Consider the following 25,969-nt stretch of genomic DNA (forward strand, 5'->3'; position numbering starts at 1 on the left):
TTATTACTGTTTTATAAAATTAAATTCAATATTTTTATTGTAAATAGATCTTAAACCCTTAAATATCAATACTATGTTTAACTATGAAATTGGCGGAAACGAAAGAAAAGTAGATACTTCGGAAGCATTCGCAGATATCGCCCATAATAAAACACTTTTTATACAAAAATTAACAGATAATGAACCGATCAAACCTGAAAAAGTAGAGGGTTTAAAAACTGTACAGGAGGTCTTTAATCATTATAAACCTAAAGTTAATGTAGGTTTTGAGCGTCAGGATGGTATGCCTGTATCAGAAACGCTGCATTTCAATAACCTTGGGGATTTCTCTGTTAAAAGTATTATTAACCAAAGTACACACCTGAATAATATAAACATTGAGCGTGAGATGTCTTTAAATGTGATTAAACAGTTGAAATCCAATAAGACATTAAAATCTACGCTGGACGATGCGGAAACAAAACATGCGTTTATCAGTGCATTGAAGAATTTCGTAGCTGAGTTAGAAGAGAACAAATAGATCAGGTATTCATAGGTAGATTATAAAATATATTATGGCAACTCCAGAAGAACAAAAAATAACACAAGATAACTCCCAGGCTGCGGGCTACAAGCCAGCAGAAAAAGAAGAAGAAAAGGGGAAACTGTCTCTCCAGGAGAGTTTAGATAAATTAGCAAGAGTTGGTGGTTTCGATTTACTGGAAGCAACTGTTGATGGTTTACAAAATTTAAACCCTGAAAGAAAAGCAAGAAAACAGATTTTCCTGACAGGGGATGAAAAGAAAAAAGAAAGAGAAGAGTTAAAGAAGAAAATCCAGTTGTGGATTGATGTATTGGAAGACTCTGATTCTGTAGCTTCTATGACGACAAAAAGTACAGAGAAGTTATTGGCCGCAGAAGAAAACCTGAATAAAAATATAGCTTCAGCGCTGGAAAGTACCAGGGAACTGGAGCAGGCTTACCGTTCTGTGAATTTGTTCTATCAGAATACTGAGGCAGATAAATTGAAAAATGTAGTCTTGCTGAATGCTTCTATGGATCAGATTAAAGATCTGGACAATCCAAGATTTGTAGATTATGTGAGCGATGAGCTGAAACAAAAGTATGACCGTCTTGATTTACGCGAGAATTACTCTTTAATGGTTATCCCTGGTTATATGGGTTCTAATAAAGTGGTAGAGAAGTGGGGTAAGGTGGCTTATGAGAATAAAGCGATGTTAGTGACTGATTTTGCCGATCTGGATCAGCCTGATGATGTGATTGATTTATTTACTGCTGCTAATTTAACAGGTGCTGATGCTTTCAGATCGAACGTAATTATGACTTGTAACTGGTTAGTAGGCAGGGGTAAAGTGAGTGAGGTTGGTGAGGAAGATGATTTAACGATTCCGGGTTCAGCTGCTTTAGCTGGAAAAATGTACTATACTTTGATGTCACAGGTAACTGCTGGTAAGAAACATGGTGCGATCAATGATGTGGATGGAGTTAAGTTTGACCTTAAAAAGAGTGAAATTTCTCACCTGGAACGTATTGGTTTAGTACCAATGGTGAATGAGTACGGAAAGGTAATGGCTTTTTCTGCGAAAACATTGTTCAATGGTGATAACATTGGTTTACAGACTTATTCTGTAGTACGTGTGTTTGATTATGTAACTAAAGTACTCTTTGATTTCTTAAACAGAAGAGCTTTTGAAAACTGGACTTCTAAGACTGAGCAGGATCTGCGTGGACAGATTGTGAAGTTCCTGGATGGTATTCAGGGCCCTGAGCGTTTAATTGAGCGTTTTAAAATTATGCGTTTTGAGCGTGATGAATTACAGAAAGATAAAATTCACCTGGATATCCACATCACTCCTTATTTTCCGGCGAAAAGTTTCGTAGTGAAGCTTGATGGGCAAAAAGGGGAGGATGAAGAAACAACCTGGAGTTCAGAATACGCACAGCAATAAAAAATAGGAAGTTGCCGCTTTGTGGTAACGGAATATTTACTTGTTTTTAAAAATATCCGGTACAGATTGCTATAATCTGTCCGGATATTTTTTTATATATCGGTTCACATTTCCTCGCTTAACAATTTCTTCATATTTTAGCAATTGATTCTTACATAGGCCCGCAAATAAATGAAACAACTATTGATCATAAATGGTGATCCTGAAAAAACTGCTGCTACAAGTTATTTGATCCAGGCATATGTTAAGGGCGCTAAAGAAGCTGGCGCACATATTAAAGAGATTGCTATTGTTGATCTGATCTTTAATTCAAATAAGCAGTTTAATAACCGGGTAACTGAACTGGAACCTGATTTAAAACGTGCGCTTGATTTAATTTTATGGGCAAATCATGTGGTTTTGTTTTGTCCCGTGTATTTATCATCTATTCCTACAAGGATTACAGGATTCTTTGACAGGTTATTTATGCCTGACCAGGTTTTTCATCCTTCGCAGCAGAAAGTCAACAATAATTTTAGTGGCAAATCTGCACGGATCGTTTCTATTCTTGACCAGGAAACTTTTGAGTACTGGAAACAAGACAAGAAAATTACTTACCTGTCTATTAAAAGGAACGTTTTCGAAAATTGCCGGTTCCATCCGGTCTTAACCAACACGATCGGGCAGTTGTATTCGCTGGATAATGAGTACAGTAAGAAGTGGTTAAGGAAGCTGGAAGCCTTCGGATCGAAGATTATTTAACCATAAAGCGCTTTTTGCGGGTTTATCTGGAATTATTTATTATCTTGTTGGTAATAAGGTGATTTGGCAAACTATTTGCTATTGTCTTAGTAATTATAAATAATAACCCTAAAACAAAAAGTTATGGCTTTCAAAGCAAGATTAAACTTTTCGGGCAAGGAGTACGATGTACTTCATTGTGCCTATTCTCTAAACCGTGATGTGGATGCAAAAGGAAGACCTTCTTCCGGAGTGTATGGTGGAACAATCGATATTGAACTCGAGTCTACCGAAGATACCTCAGTTGTTGAAGCAATGGTAAACAATCAATACAAACCTTTAACCGGCACTTTGCTCATCAAAAAATCTGATGAAGATGCAAAGATGAAGGAGGTTCATTTTGAAGACGGATACATTGTTAAGTATTCAGAAGGAATCAATATCACTGGAGATAATCCAATGACTTTGAAATTCCAGATCTCTGCCCGTAAATTAAAACTGGGTAATGCAGAGCACACTAATGACTGGCCTAAGGCTTAATTGTAATTGACCGTTTAACATTTAAAAAAAATTATCATGGCGTTTAAAACCAGATTGAACTTAGGTTCTAAAGAGTACGATGTGTTGCAGTGCAGCTATTCATTAAACAGAGATGTAGACGCAAAAGGCCGTCCATCATCAGGAGTTTACGGTGGAACTATCCATCTTGAAGTGGAGTCAACTGAAGATACTTCAGTGATTGAATCTATGGTGAACAACCAGTATAAGCCACTTTCGGGAACAATCGTTTTCAAAAAAGGCGAAGAAGATGCAAAGATGAAAGAACTGTCATTCGAAGATGGTTATATCATCCAGTACAATGAGGGAATTGCCGTTAACGACAATACACCAATGACTTTAGGTTTTGTAATTTCAGCACGTAAGTTGAAAATCGGTAATGCCGAACATACAAATGACTGGCCTAAAGCTTAATTAAATATTTTAACTATTAAAATGGAGTCTGCCGCAGCTTAGGTTGCCGGCAGACTTTTTTATATAGTCTTTATAGTAAATTCTAAAAATTCACCCAAAAATTAAAGTTATGGCTTTCAAAGCAAGATTAACCTTTTCGGGCAAGGAGTACGACGTACTTCATTGTGCTTATTCCCTGAACCGTGATGTAGATGCAAAAGGAAGACCTTCTTCTGGTGTATACGGTGGTACAATCGATGTAGAAATCGAATCAACGGAAGATACTTCTATTGTAGAAGCAATGGTCAACAATCAGTATAAACCGCTGGCCGGTGTATTACTGATTAAAAAAGCTGATGAGGATGCAAAGATGAAAGAGGTTCATTTTGAAGATGGGTACATTGTAAAGTATTCCGAAGGAATCAGAATTACCGGAGATAGCCCGATGACACTGAAATTCCAGATTTCTGCCCGTAAATTAAAGCTAGGCAATGCAGAGCATACAAATGACTGGCCTAAAGCGTAATTAACCGCTAAAATTCTGAGCTCATTTTGTATATCATATCCTAATTGCGATATTTATACAGATTTCTCAATTTTATTGCGTTAATCAATTAACAAATTTTTACAATAAAACATTACCATGGCTTTTAAAACCAGATTAACTCTTGGATCAAAAGAGTTCGATGTACTGCAATGCAGTTTTTCATTAAATAGAGATGTAGACGCTAAGGGCCGTCCTTCGTCAGGTGTGTATGGGGGAACAATCCATGTTGAAATCGAATCAACTGAGGATACATCGATCATTGAATCAATGGTGAATAACCAATATAAAGCTTTGTCTGGAACTATCGTCTTCAAAAAGGGCGAAGAGGATGCAAAGATGAAAGAATTATCATTCGAAGATGGTTATATCATTCAATATAATGAAGGAATAGCTGTAAATGATAAAACACCAATGACTTTAAGTTTTGTACTGTCTGCGCGCAAGCTGAAGCTTGGGAATGCAGAACATACGAACGACTGGCCAAAGGCTTAAGTTTTTCTTTAAGGCCATCATGCCCGGGTATGATGGCCTTATTTATAAAAAACGATTTATTAATTCTATTTCTGTTCGGCAGGCGGCATAGCCGGGGGGCTTCCGTCTCTCATGGCCTGGTAATGTGGTGACATGATCTCTACGCCAGCTGCATTAAATTCATTCTGAATATTTTCAAAGAGCTTACTGTAAATGAGAGCCTGTTTATTGGCTTCTTTGGTATAAGCATTGATCTGGTAGGAAATATAAAAGTCATCGAGGCTGGTTTGCAATACAAAGGGTTTTGGATCGTCCAGTATATATTCAGTCTTTAACGCAGCTCTGGTTAACATCCCATAAATATCGGTGTAAGGAATGTCATAACCCAGGGTAAGCGTCTGGTGTACAATTAGCCCCTGGCTTTCTTTTTTTGTATGACTTGAATAATTGATCGTACTGCTGGAAAGTACCATAGAGTTAGGAACTGTAATGTCTTCGTTTTTAATCGTCTTGATCCGGGTAACCAGCATTGTTTTTTCCAGTACGTCTCCTACAACATCCCCGATTTTAACGCGGTCACCAATTCTGAAAGGGCGCATATAGGTAATCACCAGGCCTGCCACAATATTGGTAATTGCGCTTGAAGAACCCAGTGAAATCAGAATACCCAAAAATACCGATACCCCCTGAAATGCCGGAGAACCAGAGCCTGGTAAATATGGGAAAATAAGGATCAGCATAAATGCGTAGAGCACAAATTTCAGAATATTGAAGGTAGGGATAGCCCAGTCTGAGTGAAAACCGCGAACCTGGATTTCGCCGAGTTTGATTTCATAGAAAAAGTACTTGATTCCGCGGATCACATATTTGAAAATCAAACAAATTACAATAACAGTGAATAGGTTGGGAAGATAATGTGCTACTGCATTTAGTGCAGCTTTCATCGGGCTTAAAATCCAGCCCAGTAGTGTACCTGTCCAGGCTTCAGTTTCAGGAAAAATGCTGAACAATAGGGGGAGAGACAGGTAGATAATCAAAATGATAACTACAATGCGCAGAACGTTATTTATTTTAAGCAGCGCATTTTCAAAATGTTCGGGCGTGAAGATTTTGATATTTCTGATCTTTAACATACGGAGATAATTCTCCTTTTTAGAGGATAGAAATGTAGCTGTACGTTTAAACAGGAAATTAATAACCGAAATGATTACTGTCAGCAAGGCAATAATCAGCAGCACAAGTCCAACTCTTTTCAGCCAGTTAACCAGGCTATTTGCCTTCCTTTCTGCTTCAATACTTTGCTTGATTCTTTGCAGGTACTCTTTGGCTAACTGGGCATTACTTTTTGCAAACCATAAACCATCAAGATTTCCTACAGACATCAGGATGTCACTGTTTTTATAAGCTAAATCATAACTATCTTCATTTGGACTGACAGCGAGCGAATCTGCCTTATAAAATGGATCTTCATAGAGTTTCTCTATCTTTTTTGAAATCGCATCTGCCCGTTCCTGTGCGGTAAAAGATCCTGTTCTGACATAGATATAGAATAAAGTATCTGTGTTTAAGATCACCGGGTATCCTTTCGCATTCTTCTTCAGTGCCTGTATTTTTTCCAGCTGATGAATTTTCCTCAGGGAATCACTGATAGCAATCTGCCTGAGTTTATTTTCAAGTTCTATGGTTTTTTTACTGTTACCGGCCGCAGATTGAAGTTCATTTTTTAATTGAATTTTGACAAGGGAATCAATTTTTTGTTGCTGTTGATCTTTGAGTAATAAAGCTTCATTAATATTCTGCTGATCTTTTTTTACGGTATCCTGGATGTCTTGTGCGTGAGTAGTGTATGCGCATACGGTTACAATACTAAAAAGAAGGGCTTTAATTCGGTTCATATAGATTTGAGCACTAAGTCAACAGGATAAATATACCTAAATAGTATAAAACATAGCAACTGCGGCAGCTCCCATCGCAATGAAGGTGATCCAGACTAAAATATTAGATAACAAACCACTTTTGTAATCACCCATAATTTTTTTGCTCATGGCTATTCTGCCAATCAAAAATAACAAAGGTACAGCTGCCACGCCGTTTAATACCGCTGCATAAACAAGTGCTTTTACAGGATCGATACCTACAAAATTAATAGCTAAACCTATCAGGGTAGAAATGATAATTACTCCATAAAAGCCATGTGCACCTTTTAATTTGAGATTTAAACTAGCTTTCCAATCAAAAGCATCAGCTACTGCATAAGCCGCTGATCCGGAAAGAACTGGAACAGCAAGCAATCCTAAACCAATTATACCAATGGAGAAAATTAACTTGGCCAGAAATCCTGAATTAGGAAAAGAATGGACTAAAGGTTCTAATGCCCTTGCCGCATCTGCTGCGGTATTGATATCCTTTACACCACTTCCGTGTAAGACGGTCGCACCTACCAATAAAATGCACCAGGTTGTAAATTCAGAGATGATCATCCCTGTCAGGTTATCAATACGCATGTTTCTGATGCGTTGCCAGCTAATTAGCCTCCCATTTTTTATAGGATGTCTGCCAGTCTCTTCTTCTACTTCTTGTGAGGCTTGCCAAAAGAACATATAAGGTGAAATGGTTGTACCCAGAACTCCGGTAATAATAAATACAAAAGCGAAGTTAAATTCAAAGTGAGGAATAATAGTCGCTCTTAAAACTGTTGGCCAGGGCTGATCTATTATAAACGCCGTAATAGGGTAAGCAAGCAGAGAGATTGCAAGCCATTTAAGTATTTTGGAGTAGGCTTTATAGTTGGTAAAAATCTCCAGTACTAAAATGATAGTGGTGAAAAGCAGGGTGAGGACAACAAAATGTACGGGTACTAATAATTGTGCTGCTGAGGCCATTGCGCCAATATCTGCACCAATATTTATGGTATTGGCTACGACTACCAAACCTACTACCGCATAGAGCACCGGCCGGCTGTAATGTTCTTTGACTACGGCCGCAATCCCTTTTCCCTTAACCATCCCTATTCTGGCGCAGGCTTCCTGCACAGCAATCATAAATGGGAGCATATAAAGTGCCGTCCACAATTGACCATAGCCAAATTGTGCACCTGTTTGAGAGTAGGTTGCAATTCCTGAGGGGTCATCGTCTGCCGCGCCAGTGGTTAAACCGGGGCCTAATACCGTTAAGAACTTCCAGAATTTCTTTTTACGTGGTTTTGGTGTTTCAGGAATCTGCATATAGAGCGATGTATCTTATAAATATACTTATTTATTGGATTGTACAGGCTGCAATCGGATTGCATAGTTTGATTAAATTAGGTAATTAGCTGATTTCTTTATTACCTTCGGCTCAGTTATATGAGATTATTATCATTCATAGGGATTGTATTAGTGCTGGCTCTTAATTTAGTGCCATGTGGGGATGCTGTAGCCGGTTTGAATGGTAGTGTCAACATTGAAAAAGCACATCATTCAGAAAGAAATAATGATAATTGCAGTCCTTTCTGTAATTGTGCCTGCTGTTCTACGGCGTCTGTAATTAAAGATGTTTTAGTAATTTCTACTCCGTTTGCTGACCATTTGCCTGCATTTGCTGCACATTTAACCGGAAAGTTTATTGCTGTTGATCTTCCGATCTGGCAACCCCCACAATTGATTTCTTAACCATCTTCATTTTTCTATACATGCTTTGTGCATGCTATAGGTCATTATTATTATTTAATAATTCCATCAATGCTTTTATCAAAGGATAGGTTGTTCCGTTTGGGAATTATTCTTTGATATCTCATTATAAATAAGATATGCTAAATAAGATCATAAAATTTTCCATTCACAATAAATTGGTGATTGGTCTGTTTACCCTGGCGCTGATTGCGTGGGGGGTATATTCACTCAAACAATTACCCATTGACGCTGTACCGGATATTACCAATAATCAGGTACAGGTTATTACTTTAAGCTCTTCTCTTGCTTCGGAAGAAGTAGAGCGGTTAATCACTTTTCCCGTTGAACAAACGATGTCTACCATTCCGGAAATTGAGCAGGTACGTTCTATTTCCCGCTTTGGGCTTTCTGTAGTGACCATTGTTTTTCATGATGATGTGGATATCTACTGGGCAAGGCAACAGGTCAACGAAAAGCTCTCTGAGGCGAAGAACAATATTCCACAGGGCATAGGAAATCCTGAGATTTCACCTATTTCTACTGGTCTGGGGGAGATTTATCAATATGTAATTCATGCAAAGCCTGGTTTTGAAAAGACTTATGATGCCAGGGAATTAAGAAGTATTCAGGATTGGATTGTCAGGCGCCAGCTTTTAGGGACACCGGGAATTGCCGAGGTGAACAGTTTTGGCGGGTTACTCAAGCAATATGAGATTGCACTGGATCCTAACAAACTGAATAGTTATAATTTAAGTATCAGTGATGTATTTAAAGCTCTGGAAAGAAATAATCAAAATACAGGGGGCGCTTATATTGATAAAAAGCCCAATGCCTATTTTATCCGTAGTGAAGGGTTAGTCGGGAATATAGAAGATATCAATAAGATCGTAGTCAGAAATACCAGTTCGGGTCTCCCTGTTTTAATCCGTGATATTGCGAACGTGCAGATCGGAAATGCGATACGTTACGGTGCTTTAACCAGAACAACGGCCAAAAGCCATGGGGAGGCTGTTGGCGGGATCGTGATGATGTTGAAAGGTTCTAATGCCAATAATGTAGTTAAAAAGGTTAAAGAAAAGATCGCAAGGATTAATAAAACCCTTCCAAACGGGATTGTGGTAGAAGCATTTTTAGATAGAAGTGCTTTGGTAGACCGGGCAATTGGTACAGTCGCCAAGAACCTGATTGAAGGGGCTTTAATTGTCATTTTTGTACTCGTGTTATTCCTGGGGAATTTCAGAGCGGGTATTGTTGTGGCATCCGTAATTCCACTGGCGATGCTTTTTGCTATTTCCCTGATGAATGTATTCGGGGTTTCTGGTAACCTGATGAGTTTAGGGGCCATCGACTTTGGTTTGATTGTGGATGGGGCTGTGATTATTGTAGAGGCCACAATGCACCTTTTAGGGGCGAGTAAGCTGACCAGGAAAATGACGCAGGATGAAATGGATCAGCAGGTAGAGCAGTCTGCTACCCGGATGATGAGTGCAGCGGCTTTTGGACAGATCATTATCCTGATTGTATATCTGCCGATTCTTGCGCTTGTAGGGATTGAAGGTAAAATGTTTGGCCCGATGGCTCAGACTGTGTCCTTCGCTATTTTAGGTGCATTTTTATTGTCATTGACTTATGTACCAATGATGTCGTCCTTGCTGCTGAGTAAAAAGCCGGTGGTTAAAAAGAATTTTTCTGACCGCATGATGGACTTCTTTCAAAAGTATTATACGCCATTAATTACGGGTGCTTTGCGTAAGCGTGTACTGGTTGTTGTTTTATCGGCGGTTTTACTGGTCATCAGCATTTTTATATTTACCAGGATGGGGGGAGAGTTTATCCCTACTTTGGAAGAGGGAGATTTTGCTGTAGAAACCCGTTTATTGACTGGAAGTTCTTTGAGCCAGACGATTGATAAGGTTAATCAGGCTTCGAAAATTTTATTGAATGAATTCCCTGAAGTGATAGAAGTGGTGGGTAAAGTTGGTTCTGCTGAGATTCCAACAGATCCGATGCCAATGGAAGCTACCGATTTAACGATTATACTGAAGGATAAAAAGGACTGGGTAACGACAACATCCAGAGAGGAATTAGCGAATAAAATGGCCGCATCGCTCGATAAGGTTACCGGGGTTTCTTTTGGTTTCTCCCAACCGATTCAGTTGAGGTCTAATGAGCTGATTTCTGGGGTGCGGCAGGATATCGGGATTAAAATATTCGGGGATGATCTGGAAACATTAACAGCTATCTCCCAGAAAATAGGAAAAATTGTGACCACTGTTAAAGGGGCCAAAGATTTGTATCTGGAACAGGCTACGGGCCTTCCGCAGATTGTTGTGAAAATTAACAGAGATCAGCTGGCACGTTATGGAATAGATATTGAAACTGTTAACCAGGCTGTTAATTCGTCTTTCGCAGGACAATCGGCGGGTCTGGTTTATGAAGGGGAAAGAAGGTATGACATGGTGGTTCGTTTATCTGAACAGAACAGGCAAGGGATAGACGATGTGAAAAACATCTATATTTCAGCACCTAACGGAACTAAGGTTCCTTTGATCCAGCTGGCTTCAGTTGAGTTCAGGATCGGGCCAAATCAGATCCAGCGGGAGGATACGAAACGCAGAATCATTGTTGGGTTAAATGTTCGTGGTCAGGACATTGCTACGGTTGTTGGGGAGATTGAGCAGAAGATTGGTGAGAAAATTAAATTACCTCCGGGGTATTATATTACTTATGGTGGTCAGTTTGAGAACCTTAAGGCAGCAAAGCAACGCTTGTCAATTGCTGTTCCGGTAGCCCTGTCACTTATTTTATTGTTACTGTATTTCTCTTTTGGATCGGTTAAACAATCTGTCTTGATTTTTTCTGCTATTCCTATGGCTGCAATCGGCGGGATATTCGCGCTTTTATTGCGTGGAATGCCTTTCAGTATCTCTGCCGGGGTTGGCTTTATTGCTTTATTTGGGGTAGCAGTTTTAAATGGTATTGTATTGATTACTGAGTTTAACAGGTTGAAGGCTAGTGGGATCAGCGATCTGAAGGAGATTGTCTTGAAAGGTACAGCGCTGAGGTTAAGGCCTGTATTAATGACCGCGACGGTTGCTTCACTGGGTTTTTTGCCAATGGCACTTTCTACTGCCGCGGGCGCCGAAGTACAGAAGCCATTGGCAACTGTAGTGATCGGAGGCTTATTAACTTCTACAATTTTAACTTTACTCGTTTTACCTGTGTTATATACTTATTTCGAAAACTTCAAAAAGGGCAAAAAGGAAATTGCTACAGTAGTTTTGCTGATGGGCTTATTTTTCATGCCGTCAAAAACTATGGCACAAAGCCCGGTAAACGACAGGGTTGTCACTGTGCAGCAAGCGGTAGAAATCGCATTGACTAACAATCAGATGGTTAAGTCTTCTCAATTGCAAGTCAACAAACAGCAGGCTATCAAAGGCACTGCATTTGATTTGGGGAAAACTAATCTGAATTTGCAGTACGGACAGTTCAATAGTATCAAAAGAGACAATAACATATCAGTGCAGCAAAATATCCCATTTCCTGGATTGATGAAGAATCAGCGCAATTTATATGATGCGCAGGTTCGCAGCAGTGAGTTAAATCTTTCGGTAACACAGAATGAGCTGATCCGACAGGTGAAAAGTACTTACGGGCAGCTGAGTTACTTCAAAGCGCTTCAAAAGCTGTATAAGAGCCAGGATTCTATCTTTAGTAATTTTCTGAAAGCATCTTCTCTGCGTTATCAGACCGGGGAAACAAATATGCTGGAACGCACTACAGCCGAAACTCAATTGAACGAAGTGCGTAATCAGTCGGAAAAGAATATGGCTGATATCTCAATTTATACTGCCGAATTACAAAGGTTGCTGAACACAAAGGAGGCAATAGAGGTGAGTAGTGATCATTTAAAGAAAGAAAGCTGGAATCAGGTTGTTCCTGATAGCCTGAGGAATACATCCTTGTTGGCTTTACAACAGCAACAGGTAGAAATTGCGGATCAATCTTTAAGGGTAGAACGTGCTAAGGCAGGGCCAGATTTTACAGTGGGTTATTTTAATCAGTCTATTATTGGCAGTCAGACTATAAATGGGCAGGATCAGCTTTTTAGTGCCGGCAAGCGTTTTCAGGGGATACAGGCTGGTATTTCCATCCCGCTATTTTATAAGCCATTTGCCGGCAGGATTAAGGCTGCCAAAATTGAAAAACAGATTGCACAGACTGAATTCAGCTTGTTTCAAACTAATCTGCAAACTCAATATAAGCAGGCTGAACAGGACCTGCTGAAGAATTCACATAGTATTGATTATTATGAGAAAAATGCTTTGCCAAATGTCAATCTGATTCTAAAGCAGTCACAGATTGCTTTTCAAAGTGGTGATATCGGGTATCTGGAATTTTCACAGGCTTTGCGGACGTATTCTGAGATCCGGTTTAGCTATTTGCAGGCAGTTAATCAATATAATCAATCGGTTTATACACTTCAGTATCTGATTGACTTAAAATAATTTTAAAAACAATATACGGATGAAAACAAGAATTGAATTCAAACAGGCTATTTATATACTTTCTTTTGCTACGGTTATCCTTGCTTCTTGCGGGAATAAAAAGGGGGCAGAAGATACAACTGCTGCTGCTGCTGCTACTGAAGCTCCGGCCAAAGACGAAGAAAATACGGTAGAACTCACTGCTGCACAGTATAAGACCAGTGGAGTTACCTTGGGAAAGGTGGAGAAAAAATCGATCAGTGGAGTGTTGAAGGTTAACGGGACGATAGATGTACCACCAGAAAACCTGATCAGTATCACTACACAAATGGGTGGGATAGTGAAGTCTACTCCGCTGCTGCAAGGATCAACAGTTAAAAAAGGACAGGTGATCGCTGTGCTCCAGAATCAGGAGTATGTACAGTTGCAGCAGGATTATCTGGAAAATAAGAGTCAGCTTGAATTGGCAGACGCTGAATATAAAAGGCAGCAGGAGCTGGCAAGACAAAATATAAATGCACAGAAGGTGTTGCAGCAAGCCAGATCTCAGTATCAAACTATGTTATCCAGAGAGAGTGCTTTACGACAACGTTTACTGCTGATTAATATCAATTCGGCTACTTTAACGCCTGCTAATATCCGGAGTACAATTAATATTTATGCGCCTATAAACGGTTATGTAACCAAGGTTAATGTAAACTCAGGTAAGTTTGTGAGCCCTAATGATGTGATGTTCGAGATTGTAAACAGCGCAAATTTACACGTGGAGCTGAAGGTATTCCAAAAAGACGTAGATTTAATTAAGAAGGGACAGAAAGTCCGTTTCTCCTTACAAAATGAAGCTGAAGAACGTGTGGCTACAGTAACACTGGTAGGCAGAGAAATTAATGAAGATAAGACGGTTACGGTTCACTGTGTGGCGAATACGCAAAGCAGAAATTTGATACCAGGCGCTTATTTGAATGCACTGATTGAAACCGGAACAGCAAAGGTAAATGCTTTGCCAGAGTCTGCCATAGCTGATTTTGCCGGAAAGAAGTATATTTTTATAGAGACAGGGCAGCGTAAAGATGAAAAGGCTGAAGTTAACTATCATTTTCAGCTTTTAGAGATTGCTATCGGATCGGCAGATGCCGGATATGTTGAAGTCAGACTTCCTGAAAGCTTTGATCTTGCTACCGGGAAGGTGGTAACAAAAGGAGCGTATGATTTGATATCAAAAATGAAAAATAGTGAAGAAGAGTAGTGGTGAAAAACGTGGATTGAATTATAAATTTAAATAATCAGTATGGAACGTGAGGGAACTATTTCGCAGGCCAGTAAAAATAAAGGCCGTTTAAAAATTGTATTGGGCTTTACGCTTTTGTACCTTATTGTAGAGGTTATTGGTGGTATTATGACCAAAAGTCTGGCTTTACTGGCCGATGCAGGGCATATGCTGACTGATGTGGGTGGTTTGGCACTCGCGCTGGTTGCCATAAATTATGCAGAACGTAAAGCGACGACGGAACGTACTTATGGATATTACAGGGCAGAAATATTAGCCGCATTAGCAAATGCAGTGGTTTTAATCGGGATCTCAATTTATATACTTTATGAGGCATATCTGCGCTTTCTTGATCCTCCAAAAGTAGAGAGTAAGGAAATGATTGCTGTGGCTGCGGTAGGGTTAGTTGTCAATATTGCGGGAATGTTAGTCTTGCGGAAAAGTTCTGGTGAAAGTCTGAATATGAAAGGAGCTTATTTTGAAGTCCTTTCTGATATGCTGACTTCTATCGGGGTTATTGCTGCGGGTATTATTATGCTGACTACCGGATGGTATTACGCTGATCCGTTGTTATCGGCTGGAATAGGTCTTTTCATTTTACCAAGAACCTGGATTTTGCTTAAAGAGTCTATAGGTATTTTACTGGAAGGAACACCAAAGGACGTGAATATGGCCGAGCTGCGGAGTTCCATTCTCCTGGTAGAAGGCGTGGCGGATCTGCACGATCTGCATGTATGGGTTTTAACCTCTGGTGTAAATGCAATGACTGCTCATGTGGTTTTGAAAGAGGGAGCCGGAGGTAAGCAGGTTTTATCGGCACTACAGAAACATATCAAAGAGAATTTTAAGATCTCACATACGACGCTGCAACTGGAAGAATCCGGTTTTAAAGAAGAGCAGATACACCCTTAATTTATAAATTCAAGCCTCTTTATATACCGTTCAAAGAGGCTTGAATCTTTCTAAATAGAGGTAAAGAGTTGGATACATCTGGTGTAAAGTCGAAATGTTTTTTATCTTAGGTATAAGTAATTCAAATGCCATGAAATATAAAGCAATCGCTACCTTGTCTGTATTAGTAGGCACAGTTGTTATGTTAAGCGGGTTTATGCCCAAGGAAGAAAAAAAAGCCAGTAATCTTAAAGTTCTTCCTAAAGATATCAGTTATGAAGAGCTGGATAAGGTGATGGACGGATTTAAGGCTGCATTAGGTGTCAAATGTAATTTTTGCCATGCAGCCAGTAAAGATGATCCTAAACATCTGGATTTCGCGAGTGATGCAAAACCGGAAAAGGAAATTGCCAGGTCCATGATGAAAATGACCTATCGGATCAATAAGAAATATTTTCATATTAAAGACGTCTATAATACTAAAGCAGTGCTTGCTGTAAACTGTATTACCTGCCATCGCGGGCAGGCACATCCTGAAGACAAGTAACAAAATATAAGGTTGAGCAGGTTACAAATGATAACCGTGCTCATCTTTTACTTGCTGTAGTTTTTCTGATAACTGTTTAACCTTATCAGGATATTGGGATGCAAGGTTCTTGCGTTCTTCTATATCTTTTGATAGGTTATACAATTGAGGTTCTTTACTGTTACCGAGTTCAGTTTTGGTAGCGTAATCATAGGCAGCGGCGTTATTTGGTACTATGTATTTCCAGTTATCCGCAATTATTCCCAGTCCACCGGCATCTTCTATTAAATATGGGCGATTGCTTTTTGATTTTCCCAAAAGCTGACTGATCATATCAAAACTATCATAAGCTTGTTTAGTGCTGAGTTTCTGGTTCAGCAGACTTGCAAAAGATCTGATTAAATCAACCTGACTGATCAGTGCGTCACTTGTACCGCTTTTTACTGCTGATGGCCAGCTCACGATAAAAGGGACACGGGTCCCGCCATCAAATGCGCTGTATTTACCTCCCCTTAGCGGGCCTGCGGGTTGATGTCCACCCATTAGTTCTGCTGCCTGATCCTGGTATCCATCATCAACAACGGGGCCGTTATCGCTACTGAGTACGATCATGGTATTATTGGTTAATCCCAGGCTATCGAGTGTTTTCATCAAACGGCCCACACTCCAGTCGAATTCCAGGATAACATCTCCGCGGGGGCCCATCCCGCTTTTACCAGCAAACCGCTTATTCGGTGTTCTTGGAACATGGATGTTTGGTGAGGCAAAGTAAAGGAAAAAAGGATTAGCCTTATTTGCGGTAATAAAGGTTTCTGCCTGGGCCGTAAGTTTCTCTGTTAGTGTGTAATCGTCCCAGATCGCAGCCTTACCTCCGGTCATATAGCCGATACGGCCAATTCCGTTAATGATGGTATTGTCATGACCATTTGATGATTTCATAATTAATAATTCAGGACTTTCTTTTCCTGTAGGCCATTCTCCTGTTTTTTGATGATAATTTACAGTAATCGGATCTTTCAGGTCTAAATTTTCAACGTGGTGATCAGCTACAATCACGCATGGAACCCTATCTAATGTGGCAGGTATAATATAAGATTTATCAAAACCAAGTTCTTGCGGGCCCGGTTTGATCTCTCCATTCCAGTCAGGGCCGCCCTGACCACCCAGGCCAAGGTGCCACTTGCCAATGGCTGCGGTCGTGTAACCGGTTTGTTTAAATATTTTGGCAAGCGTAAGCTGTGCAGTATCAATTAATAAAGCTGCATTACCAGGGGCAATGCCTGTACCTTTTTTACGCCAGGCATAAACTCCCGTCAGTATAGAAAAGCGGGATGGGGTACAGGTTGCGCTTGTAGCGTGAGCATTGGTAAACTTGATTCCTTGTTTAGCCAGCTGGTCTATATGTGGAGTTTTGATTTTTTTCGCACCATAACAGCTTACGTCTCCATAGCCGAGGTCATCTGCATAAATTACAATGACATTCGGACATTTTTGCTGCGCATGCAGCGTTATGCAGGAAGTTAAAGTAATCAGAACAATTAAAAAATATGTTTTCATGTGATCAGATGTATGATATAAGCTCTAATTTAATTAATCCAGCAGGAAAAAATAATTGTAAAGCTGTGCAAACGTTTGCGTAATTAACTTTTATTATAATTATTGATGCTAATCTTTGTATATATATATTGATAGTAACTAAATAAATAATTATATCATTGACTTATGTGTTTGGACATGTAATAGTATAATATATGTATATTCGTAAGCAATATTTTTGCATTTCAGGGGCGTCTTTTGATGTTGATATGGTGAAACCGGTCTAAATTATTAACCTACAAAGGAAATTTAATAAAGTGTTAAAAGCAGAATCAGAAGATAAGAATACAGTTGTTGATATACTTACAAAATCTTTCAATGAAAACAGAAGTTTCAATTCTATTATTAAACAAGATAAATACCGCGTAAACAGAATCAGGAAAGTTTTTGAATACTACTTTGAGTGTTGTTCGAGGTATGGAGCGGTTTATCTTTCTGAGGATAAAAATGCTTGTGCCATGATCTCATTTCCCGATCAGAAGAAGGTCAGTTTCTGGTCTGTTTTAATGGACGTAAAACTTCTTTTTGTGCTTGGGCTTAAGAGCGTAAAGCTTGGGTTTAGCAGAGCAGCTAAAATTGGTAAGGTACATCCGGATTCTGCTTTTTATTATCTCCTTTTCATTGGTGTAAACCCTGATTTTCAGCACCAGGGAATTGGTCTTAAGCTATTGGAAGAATTGGTAGCAGATAGTGAGCGGTTAAAACTCCCTGTTTATCTGGAAACCTATATGGAACGCAACATAATTCTTTATAAAAAAGCCGGATTTAAGATCTATAATGAGTTGGATTTTGGTTTCCGTGTATTTTGTATGAAACGCGAATTTAACTAAGGGGATGACATTATTTGATACGAATATGCCCCTGATTATATTTTTTATAATCATTATAGAAGTTGCCTTATTGTTCCAGCAGTGGATAGGTTATCTGACAAGAAAGCATGAGCATAAGCGGCTTTATCATTTATACCTTGTTCTTCTTTTGATACTTTATAATATCTTCGAAGGATTCTTTCCTGATCACAGAATAACTTTTGTGCCTGAGAAATGGCAAAATTTCCTGGGTTATGCCTTTGGTTATGTTTTTTGCGCTTATTGTCCTGTTTATTTTTATAAAACGATGGGATTAAAAACGCTGAAGTTTCATGGCAGCTATGGCTTCCTTTTTATTATCATTCCGTTGATTGTCTTTTATGGGGTTCTATATCCGGTGAACAATGATATTTCGTTCACCAGAAAATATGTTTATATTATTCCTGTACTCTATGCCATAGTGTTGTTTTCTACGGCTATCAAGGGAATATATAAAAAGTATAAGCATGATAAGGAGCAGGAATTGCTGATCGAAAGGTTATGTATCTTTTTTGCTGTATTTCCGGTCAGTATAACTCCGGTTTTTGGTGCCTGGCTGGGAATTGATAAGTGGATCATTACATTTGGGTGCAATATTGGATTCCTGGTGGTCAACATGGTTCTCATGAGGCAGTTTGTCAGACAGTCAAAATCTGAGCAAGCTAGATTAGCAGAGATGAGGCGTGAGATTGAAAGCATTAATGCCGCGGCAAAAAAAGATGTTTTAGCTAATTTTATTGAAAAGTGTAGTTTTTATAATCTGACAACCAGGGAAACAGAGATTGCAGAATTGATAGCTGAAGGCATGAAGTACAAGGACATTGCCGAAAAGCTATTTATATCTGAAAGAACGGTTGCCAAACATGTTCAGAATATTTTTCTTAAGGCCGGAGTGGAGAATAAAACAATGTTGATTAAGGCTTTAAAGGAATAAGCTTTGCGATTGACCTGAAGTACCCTGTTAATTGTCGCATTGACACCTTACATAGTTACTGGTTAGCTGTTATTTTTGTTAGCACGTATTTATTAATACATCAGTTAAGCTATTGTAAATTAATAATTAAGGAGAAACATCATGGCAACAATGCAAAAGATTATTTCAAACTTATGGTTTAATGGCCAGGCAGAAGAGGCTGTAAATTATTACTTGTCTATCTTTAAAAATTCAAAAATCGGAAGGAAATCTTATTATGGTGAAGTGGGTTTTGAATATCATCATAAGCCGGCCGGTACTGTGATGACTATAGAATTTGAAATTGAAGGACAAAAATTTCTCGCACTTAATGCGGGCCCTGAATTCAAATTTAATGAAGCGGTATCATTTATTGTAAACTGCGACACACAGGAAGAAATCGATTATTATTGGGAATTCAGATGAGCTGGTTCTTGGCATATAAATAATGATACACGCACCAGCGAGCGCAATAGAAATCAAGTAAATAATTAAAGCAGTTCAGCTATATTTATACTTACAAATTCTATACTTTTATAACGTGAAGTTCCTGACGCTGCTTTTATCCTTAATTGTGCTGACACTAACTATTGTGCCTTGTTGTGCATTGGAAAAAGATGCGGACCAACTTTCTTTAAAAGCATTGCAGCAGCATACGCAGAAAGACGAAGATTGCTGCAAAGATTGTTCTCCATTTTATGTTTGTGGTACTTGTGTTGGATTTACGATCAATAATTTTTTGTCACCCACATTCACAATCTATTTAAGGCCTGTTAAGCACGATAGTGCCTATTTGACTGTGGAACTTCCGCAAATCCCTGTCGTGATCTGGCAACCGCCTCAATTAAGCTAATACTCTATTACGGCCATTTCAGGCTGATTTATTGGATTACTTAATTATAGAAAACATAGGATGAAAAAAATTGCTGTGCTTACAGCTGTACTGTTTTTTACAGGATCAGCTTATGCTCAAAATCTATTTAAAGCGCTCATTAAGGACGCAAAAACTAACCAGATTATTCCGGGGGTCACTGTGAAAATTCTGGGTACAAATATGAGTTCATTATCTGGAAGTGATGGGCTTGTCTTTTTAACTCATGTCCCATCTGGCAAACAACTGATCCAGTTCAGTTATGTCGGTTTTAAAACAAGAACAGATACACTTTTATTTCCATTAGCTCAGATTGTACCATTACCGATTGTATTGGAATCTGCTGAGAATGACGAAGAGCTAGCTGAGGTAGTGGTTTCTACCACCAGAAGCAGCAGAACTATCGCAAATATTCCGACCCGGATAGAGGTGATTGCAGGGGAAGAGCTGGATGAAAAGGGAAACATGAAGCCCGGTGATATTCGTATGCTGCTTGCTGAAAGTACTGGAATCCAGGCACAGCAGACTTCTGCTACCAGTGGCAATTCGAGTATCCGTATCCAGGGGCTTGATGGAAAATATACACAGATCATACGAGATGGATTTCCCTTATATGCTGGGTTTTCTGGTGGATTGGGGCTATTACAGATTGCACCGCTGGACTTGCAGCAAGTCGAAGTGATCAAAGGTTCATCCTCTACATTATATGGTGGTGGTGCAATTGCAGGGCTTGTAAACCTGGTCTCTAAAAAGCCAGCAGATCAGCGGCAGCTTAACTTCCTTTTAAATGGCACGTCAGCTTTGGGACTGGATGCCAGTGGCTTTTATGCGCAGAAATTTAAAAAAGTGGGTGCCACTATTTATGCTGCATATAACCACGGCAGCGCTTATGACCCTTCAAACACTGGCTTTACAGCAATACCGCAATTTAACCGCTTTACATTGAATCCTAAACTCTTTGTCTATTTGAATGAGGGTACAACGCTTTCTGCCGGGTTGAATACTACGGTTGAAAAACGTATTGGTGGTGATCTGGAATATATTAAAGGGAATGGTAATGCCCAGCATAGCTATTTTGAAGAAAATAATACACAGCGTTACAGTACTCAGCTGGAATTGGATCATCAATTAAATGATAAAGAAAAATTGATATTCCGTAATTCTGTGAGCTATTATAACAGGAGTATTGGCTTGCCTGACTATCTTTTTTCAGGCGTACAGCTTTCAACTTATAGTGAAGTGAACTATTCCCGTAAAGAGAAAAAGATGGATTGGGTAGGAGGGGTTAACTTTCTCTCAGACCATTTTAAAGAGGATAAGAATAATAATGCTGCGCTGAGAAGCTACAATTATACCACTATCGGAGGTTTTGTCCAGAATACCTGGAACCTGACTGATAAATTTATAGTGGAGTCTGGTATCCGGACTGATTACCATAATAACTATGGCTTTTTCTTTTTACCAAGAGTTTCCGGGTTATGGAAAATCAATGAACACTTATCTACACGTTTAGGTGGCGGATTAGGCTACAAAGCCCCCACTGTATTCACAGAAGACGCTGAACGTATCCAATTTAGAAATGTATTGCCAGTTGATGTGAACCGGACGAAAGCTGAACGCTCTTACGGAGCTAATTATGATATCAATTACCGGACTCTATTATTTGATGATAAAATAGGATTTAGTATCAATCAGCTATTTTTTTATACGCGGATCAATAATCCTATTTTACTAACGCCCGCTACAGGTGATGATTTAGCTTATATACAGCCAAACGGCAATCTGGATACTAAGGGGATGGAAACTAATGCTAAAATCTCTTATGGTGATTTTAAGTTATTTATAGGGTATACCCTTGCCGATGTTAACCAGCGTACTGGTGACCATCACATGGTATATCCGCTGGTTTCTAAACATCGTTTAAATAATGTACTGATGTACGAAGTCGAAGAAAAATGGAAAATTGGAGTGGAGGCGTATTATTTTAGCAAGCAAAGATTAAATGACGGGACAACTGGGAAAAGCTACTGGACTGCCGGGTTAATGGCTGAGAAAATCTGGGAAAGGTTTTCCATCTTTATTAATTTTGAAAACCTGACAGATACGCGTCAAACTAAGTTTGATACGATTTATACGGGTTCGGTTACCGATCCTGTTTTTAGAGATATTTATGCTCCTGTGGACGGATTAGTTATTAATGGAGGAATAAAATTTAAATTATAAAAAATTGATAATCTACCCAACGTTTAATCTGGTTGCTGCGTAGTGCTATTGAAACGTATAGATGTGAGATTACTAAATTATTTTAATGAACCTATTTGCTAAGCAACATTCTAAGCTGATTGAAGGTTGTAAGGCTAACAAACGCGCTGCTCAGGAGGGGTTGTATAAACTTTTTTATGCTGATATGCTGCGTTTGTGTTACCGCTATCTGAAATCTGATGAACTGTCTAAAGAGGCATTGAATGCAGGGTTTTTAAAAGTATTTCAGCATATTGGAACATTTGATGAGAAAAAGGGTGAGTTAGGGGGCTGGATCAGAACAATTATAGTAAGAACCTGTATTGATCTTGGACGAAAGGAAATTAAGTTTAGTAAAGAAATCAATGATTTGGAAGAAGCGGAAGATGTTTTTATGCCTCCGGCTATACTGAATAAGCTTTACGCAGAAGACCTTTTAAAATGCATCCGCCTGTTGCCTGATGCAACACGGCTTGTTTTTAACCTGTCAGTAATTGAAGGATATTCACATGGAGAAATTAGTGAACAGTTAAATATCAGGGAAAGTACTTCCCGATGGCATCTTTCTGAAGGGAAAAAAATGCTTAGAGAAATGCTCACTTCTCCCAATAGATCTATGAATCAACCAACTGAAAATAATAACAAGGTAATATGAGAAATTCAGCTTGGTATTATAAACTCTGGCTTAAAAAGCTATCCAAACTTCCTTTAAAAGAAGATGCTGGTTCCGCGTGGGCTGGTATGAAAGATATGCTGGATGCACAAATGCCTGTTAGCAATGGCGGTGGTACTGTGGCTACTAAGCCATTTGCTGCTAAACTGGTCTCTTTACTTGGCTATGCGCTTCCTGTTGCGGCAGCAATTGGCGTAACCACTTACCTGGTATCGCCAATAGTGATCAAGCCCAAAAACCCGGTGATTTTGAAGAAGCAACAATCTCATTTGCCTGCTGACACATTACATCGCAAAGGTCTTCCCATTTCTGCTGATTCTTTGGCAAATATTGAGACTGATAGCGCTCATGTTTTATCAATTGATAGCTTGTCAAGAGACTTAACGGGCGTTAAAGCTAAAACCAACGGGACTAATAAACAAATTTCTGATTTAAGACCAGCTGCGGTTTCAAAAATAGAAAATCATCAGGTTGAAAATTATGCTGTAAAGGTACAGCCTGATCATAGCGAAAATACAGTATCGCCGGGTACTTCATTAGTTAAAGAAAATACAGCATCAACTATAGAAAGTATAAAACCTGATAAAGAGGAAAATCAGATACCGGTGAATGAGAAAATTAGTGGCAAGCATTCAACCGCTAAAGTTGCCTCATCAAAGAAGAAAAAAGTTAGCCGTAGCCCGAAAGTAAAAGAATTCATGACTACTCCTGCTTATAATTTTGGACTGGAAAGCGGATGGAATACGGGGAAAAATAATGGCCTTTACGTTGGTATTTTTGGCGCATACAGAATAAAAACGAAGTTGTTGTTGAATATGGGTCTTCGGTTAAATACATCGACCACACTTTCGGGAAGTTATATCACTAAACCCAGTGGTTATCTCCGGGATACTTTATCAACTTATAAAGTATCGGATAACAGAAAGATGACGCTCTTAAATGTGCCGTTAACTCTTGAATACAGGCTTTCAAATCAGATCAGTATCAATGCCGGGCCAGTAATCAGTTTTCCGCTAAGCCAGTCAAAAGGTAATACCCAGTCTGAGCTTTACAAAGCTCAGCTGCCTTCTACTAAATACCTGGACTCAGCCCGTCACAGAGCCGTAGATTCTACTTTGAATTATACTAAAGTAAATAAGGTAAATCTGGGTATCACTGGTGGGATAAGCATTCGTTTCAACCAGTTTTATATGGAAGGTAAGTATTTGCGAAATCTCACGCCTTATAAGGTGAGCAATACATTGGGTGGTTATCAGCAATACAATGGTTCTTTCCAGCTTGGACTTCGCTATCAATTTAAAAAATAGTGCCTGATCAGGGCAAATCCCTGATCAGGCTGATTTTAATTTGAAGAACGAGGTGCGGTTTGTTTTAGCAACCAGCGCATAATTTCTTGCTGAAAGGTAGTTGTAGATTTCAGATCCTGCAAGGTTTTGGATATCTATTCCTGTCTCCACCATAATAAACAGGGGGATATATTTATCCCAGTTATTTGATTTTAATACTTCAAGATCAAATCCTTCTGCGTCAATATTTAAAAAGTCTATGATCTGTCCCTCGGGCAGATGATTTGCTAAAACCTGTTTAAGCGGCATAGTTCTGATATTGATTACTTTGGTAATCTTATAATTTGCATTTGTTGCAGATCTGGTGATTGATATTTCTTTATCAAAACTGTTCAATGCGGGTTCATTAAAACAGTAAAACGGAAGTATGCCCGGAGTACTATCAATACCGATATTCAGGTTAATATCTCTGCGGCGAAAAAGATTGAATAGTTTGATGGCACCAGGAGTGGGTTCTATGTTTATTCCGCGCCAGCCATTCTGATAAAAATGTACCGTGTTTGAAAAACGATAGGGATGGTGAGCACCCACATCAATATAAAATCCTTTATAATGTTTCCGGTTTTCAAAACATGATCTGTAGATCATATCTTCTCCTTCTTGTGAATAGGATCTGTGAAAGAAAAATTTATCAACAGGGAAGGTCTTTTTGAGTTTTTTGATTAAGGCTTTCATATTTATTACAGGGCCATTCATTGGAATGGTTATATAGTAAATACGCAGTTTCGGCACCAAACGCTGGGCAAAAAGAAGTAATTTATTTTCCCCAAATACGATTGATAAATCTTCTGCTGGGACGCTCTACCCATTGATAAGAAATATAAGATATCATAATGAGTAGGACCAGATAGGTTATGCAATATAAAACTCCGCTTGAAAAATCAATATTTTGTTTACCTCTTCCTATTCCTGTAATACCCGGCAAGTAAATACCATGTGAAAATGGTTCTTGCAGAAAAATCTGCATGAGGTAAACGGAATAAGAAATGTCTCCCAGGAATTGCGGAATTTTCCGGTTACAGAATTTAGCTATCCTGCCATTATTAGCCGTAAAGCTGAGTACAAGCATGGCAAACAGCAACACTGTAAGGCTATCATTCAGTGCAAAATGCATGGATAGCGTGATCGCTAAAATTATAAGCAGGCATACTATATCAGAAGAGAAAGCTTTTCTGAAAGCGCGTAATTCGTAGAGCAGATAGACAAGCAGGCCGGTTATAAATCCGGCTATACCACGTATATATCCATAATCGAATGTTGTATTTAGATTATGAGGTACTGGTATAGCAGGATTTATAGGGTTTTTTCGCGGAAGTAAGTACATGATGGAATAATATGCAACTACTATAAACAAAGCTAAAAGTATAACAGTGATCGCTTTTTTCTTATTCATGCAGAGTGCAATGATTGGAAAAAGGAGGTAAGCAGCCCATTCAGCACTAATGCTCCAGGAAGGAATATTCCAGGAATATATCTTTGTAAAGCCGAAGGAGTGGAGTAAGAAAATATTTGGTAGAATATCAGCTGGCTGTTCAAGGAGAATGGGTGGATTGCCCCAATCCGTAAGCCAGCGTACAATCACGACCAGCAGTAGCAGAGAGAACAGGTGCAGCGGATAGACTCTTGCAAAGCGGGCAACAAGAAAGTTTTTCAATGATTTTGCCTGTATGTTATTTTTAAACTCGCTGCTATATACATGCAGCATAATAAAGCCACTCATAATAAAGAACAGATCTACCATCAGGTAGCATTTTTCGAAAAACATTGATTGTGCAGCAGGAACAAACCTGGCGACAGCCATTTCAAAATGAAATATGGCGACCAGTAGTGCGGCAATTCCGCGCAAGGCTGTTAATGAAGAAAGATACTCAACTTTATGGGTTGTGATCTGAGTGGTTTGATTCATACTGGGTTTATAGCTGGTTGTATTTTTTCTTCTTCATTATTCAGGAGATTTTAAAAGTTACGGTATTTTTCTTA

General features: G+C 39.0%; 24 protein-coding genes. 19 read left to right on the plus strand and 5 right to left on the minus strand.

The window, feature by feature from the left end:
• Positions 1-73 precede the first annotated feature (73 nt).
• The 7 genes from HDE70_RS16440 (at position 74) to tssD (HDE70_RS16470) (ending at position 4,659) form a co-directional block, all read left to right on the plus strand.
• A complete protein-coding gene (locus HDE70_RS16440) occupies positions 74-520 on the plus strand; it encodes a hypothetical protein (protein ID WP_183868189.1) in 447 nt (148 codons plus the stop codon).
• 34 nt (positions 521-554) lie between these two features.
• Positions 555-1,949 (plus strand): DUF5458 family protein, encoded by a 1,395-nt coding sequence (locus HDE70_RS16445; RefSeq protein WP_221270696.1) that lies wholly within the window; start codon positions 555-557, stop codon positions 1,947-1,949.
• Positions 1,950-2,120: 171 nt separating this feature from the next.
• Entirely contained in the window at positions 2,121-2,690 is a 570-nt protein-coding gene (locus HDE70_RS16450; protein WP_183868190.1) for an NAD(P)H-dependent oxidoreductase, read from the plus strand.
• A gap of 123 nt (positions 2,691-2,813) precedes the next feature.
• Positions 2,814-3,209 (plus strand): type VI secretion system tube protein TssD, encoded by a 396-nt coding sequence (gene tssD, locus HDE70_RS16455; RefSeq protein ID WP_183868191.1) that lies wholly within the window; start codon positions 2,814-2,816, stop codon positions 3,207-3,209.
• Positions 3,210-3,245: 36 nt separating this feature from the next.
• Entirely contained in the window at positions 3,246-3,641 is a 396-nt protein-coding gene (gene tssD, locus HDE70_RS16460; protein WP_084359035.1) for a type VI secretion system tube protein TssD, read from the plus strand.
• A gap of 109 nt (positions 3,642-3,750) precedes the next feature.
• Positions 3,751-4,146 carry a type VI secretion system tube protein TssD gene (gene tssD / locus HDE70_RS16465; protein WP_183868192.1) on the plus strand — a complete coding sequence of 132 codons (396 nt, stop codon included), beginning with the start codon at positions 3,751-3,753 and terminating at the stop codon, positions 4,144-4,146.
• 117 nt (positions 4,147-4,263) lie between these two features.
• On the plus strand, positions 4,264-4,659 hold the full coding sequence (gene tssD / locus HDE70_RS16470) for a type VI secretion system tube protein TssD (RefSeq protein WP_068395965.1): 396 nt from the start codon (positions 4,264-4,266) through the stop codon (positions 4,657-4,659).
• A gap of 65 nt (positions 4,660-4,724) precedes the next feature.
• On the opposite strand, the gene HDE70_RS16475 is transcribed toward tssD (HDE70_RS16470), so the two are convergent.
• Both HDE70_RS16475 and HDE70_RS16480 read right to left on the minus strand, forming a co-directional pair.
• Positions 4,725-6,533 carry a mechanosensitive ion channel family protein gene (locus HDE70_RS16475; RefSeq protein ID WP_183891269.1) on the minus strand — a complete coding sequence of 603 codons (1,809 nt, stop codon included), beginning with the start codon at positions 6,531-6,533 and terminating at the stop codon, positions 4,725-4,727.
• A 36-nt stretch (positions 6,534-6,569) separates the two neighbouring features.
• Positions 6,570-7,862, minus strand: coding sequence for an NRAMP family divalent metal transporter (locus HDE70_RS16480; protein ID WP_183868194.1), 1,293 nt, complete (start codon positions 7,860-7,862; stop codon positions 6,570-6,572).
• A 120-nt stretch (positions 7,863-7,982) separates the two neighbouring features.
• Between HDE70_RS16480 and HDE70_RS16485 the strand changes: the two genes are divergently transcribed.
• The 5 genes from HDE70_RS16485 (at position 7,983) to HDE70_RS16505 (ending at position 15,483) form a co-directional block, all read left to right on the plus strand.
• Positions 7,983-8,288: a DUF6660 family protein gene (locus tag HDE70_RS16485; protein WP_183868195.1), complete on the plus strand. Its 306-nt coding sequence runs from the start codon at positions 7,983-7,985 to the stop codon at positions 8,286-8,288.
• Between the two features lie 137 nt (positions 8,289-8,425).
• Positions 8,426-12,799 carry a CusA/CzcA family heavy metal efflux RND transporter gene (locus tag HDE70_RS16490; RefSeq protein WP_183891270.1) on the plus strand — a complete coding sequence of 1,458 codons (4,374 nt, stop codon included), beginning with the start codon at positions 8,426-8,428 and terminating at the stop codon, positions 12,797-12,799.
• Between the two features lie 19 nt (positions 12,800-12,818).
• Entirely contained in the window at positions 12,819-14,024 is a 1,206-nt protein-coding gene (locus HDE70_RS16495; protein ID WP_183891271.1) for an efflux RND transporter periplasmic adaptor subunit, read from the plus strand.
• Between the two features lie 42 nt (positions 14,025-14,066).
• A complete protein-coding gene (locus tag HDE70_RS16500; RefSeq protein WP_183891272.1) occupies positions 14,067-14,957 on the plus strand; it encodes a cation diffusion facilitator family transporter in 891 nt (296 codons plus the stop codon).
• A gap of 130 nt (positions 14,958-15,087) precedes the next feature.
• Complete coding sequence (locus HDE70_RS16505) at positions 15,088-15,483, plus strand: c-type cytochrome (RefSeq protein ID WP_183868199.1); 396 nt, start codon at positions 15,088-15,090, stop codon at positions 15,481-15,483.
• A gap of 21 nt (positions 15,484-15,504) precedes the next feature.
• Here the strand turns inward: HDE70_RS16505 and HDE70_RS16510 are convergent, their stop codons facing one another.
• Complete coding sequence (locus tag HDE70_RS16510) at positions 15,505-17,019, minus strand: sulfatase family protein (protein WP_183891273.1); 1,515 nt, start codon at positions 17,017-17,019, stop codon at positions 15,505-15,507.
• A gap of 296 nt (positions 17,020-17,315) precedes the next feature.
• Between HDE70_RS16510 and HDE70_RS27440 the strand changes: the two genes are divergently transcribed.
• From HDE70_RS27440 to HDE70_RS16545, 7 genes are all read left to right on the plus strand, one after another.
• Positions 17,316-17,888 carry a GNAT family N-acetyltransferase gene (locus tag HDE70_RS27440; protein ID WP_183891274.1) on the plus strand — a complete coding sequence of 191 codons (573 nt, stop codon included), beginning with the start codon at positions 17,316-17,318 and terminating at the stop codon, positions 17,886-17,888.
• 4 nt (positions 17,889-17,892) lie between these two features.
• Positions 17,893-18,840 carry a LuxR C-terminal-related transcriptional regulator gene (locus HDE70_RS27160; protein ID WP_221302090.1) on the plus strand — a complete coding sequence of 316 codons (948 nt, stop codon included), beginning with the start codon at positions 17,893-17,895 and terminating at the stop codon, positions 18,838-18,840.
• 150 nt (positions 18,841-18,990) lie between these two features.
• A complete protein-coding gene (locus HDE70_RS16525) occupies positions 18,991-19,284 on the plus strand; it encodes a VOC family protein (protein WP_183891380.1) in 294 nt (97 codons plus the stop codon).
• 115 nt (positions 19,285-19,399) lie between these two features.
• On the plus strand, positions 19,400-19,711 hold the full coding sequence (locus tag HDE70_RS16530; protein ID WP_183891275.1) for a DUF6660 family protein: 312 nt from the start codon (positions 19,400-19,402) through the stop codon (positions 19,709-19,711).
• 60 nt (positions 19,712-19,771) lie between these two features.
• The gene (locus HDE70_RS16535; RefSeq protein ID WP_183891276.1) at positions 19,772-21,952 is read left to right on the plus strand and encodes a TonB-dependent receptor; all 2,181 of its coding nucleotides are present in this window, start codon (positions 19,772-19,774) and stop codon (positions 21,950-21,952) included.
• 85 nt (positions 21,953-22,037) lie between these two features.
• Positions 22,038-22,625: an RNA polymerase sigma factor gene (locus HDE70_RS16540; RefSeq protein WP_183866321.1), complete on the plus strand. Its 588-nt coding sequence runs from the start codon at positions 22,038-22,040 to the stop codon at positions 22,623-22,625.
• Positions 22,622-23,950 (plus strand): outer membrane beta-barrel protein, encoded by a 1,329-nt coding sequence (locus HDE70_RS16545; RefSeq protein ID WP_183891277.1) that lies wholly within the window; start codon positions 22,622-22,624, stop codon positions 23,948-23,950. Before HDE70_RS16540 ends, HDE70_RS16545 begins: the two co-directional genes overlap by 4 nt.
• 24 nt (positions 23,951-23,974) lie before the next feature.
• On the opposite strand, the gene HDE70_RS16550 is transcribed toward HDE70_RS16545, so the two are convergent.
• Both HDE70_RS16550 and HDE70_RS16555 read right to left on the minus strand, forming a co-directional pair.
• Entirely contained in the window at positions 23,975-24,664 is a 690-nt protein-coding gene (locus tag HDE70_RS16550; protein ID WP_183891278.1) for an FkbM family methyltransferase, read from the minus strand.
• Between the two features lie 82 nt (positions 24,665-24,746).
• Positions 24,747-25,895 (minus strand): acyltransferase family protein, encoded by a 1,149-nt coding sequence (locus HDE70_RS16555; protein ID WP_183891279.1) that lies wholly within the window; start codon positions 25,893-25,895, stop codon positions 24,747-24,749.
• Between the last annotated feature and the right edge of the window lie 74 nt (positions 25,896-25,969).

This window comes from Pedobacter cryoconitis, from assembly GCF_014200595.1.
Lineage (GTDB): Bacteria > Bacteroidota > Bacteroidia > Sphingobacteriales > Sphingobacteriaceae > Pedobacter > Pedobacter cryoconitis_C.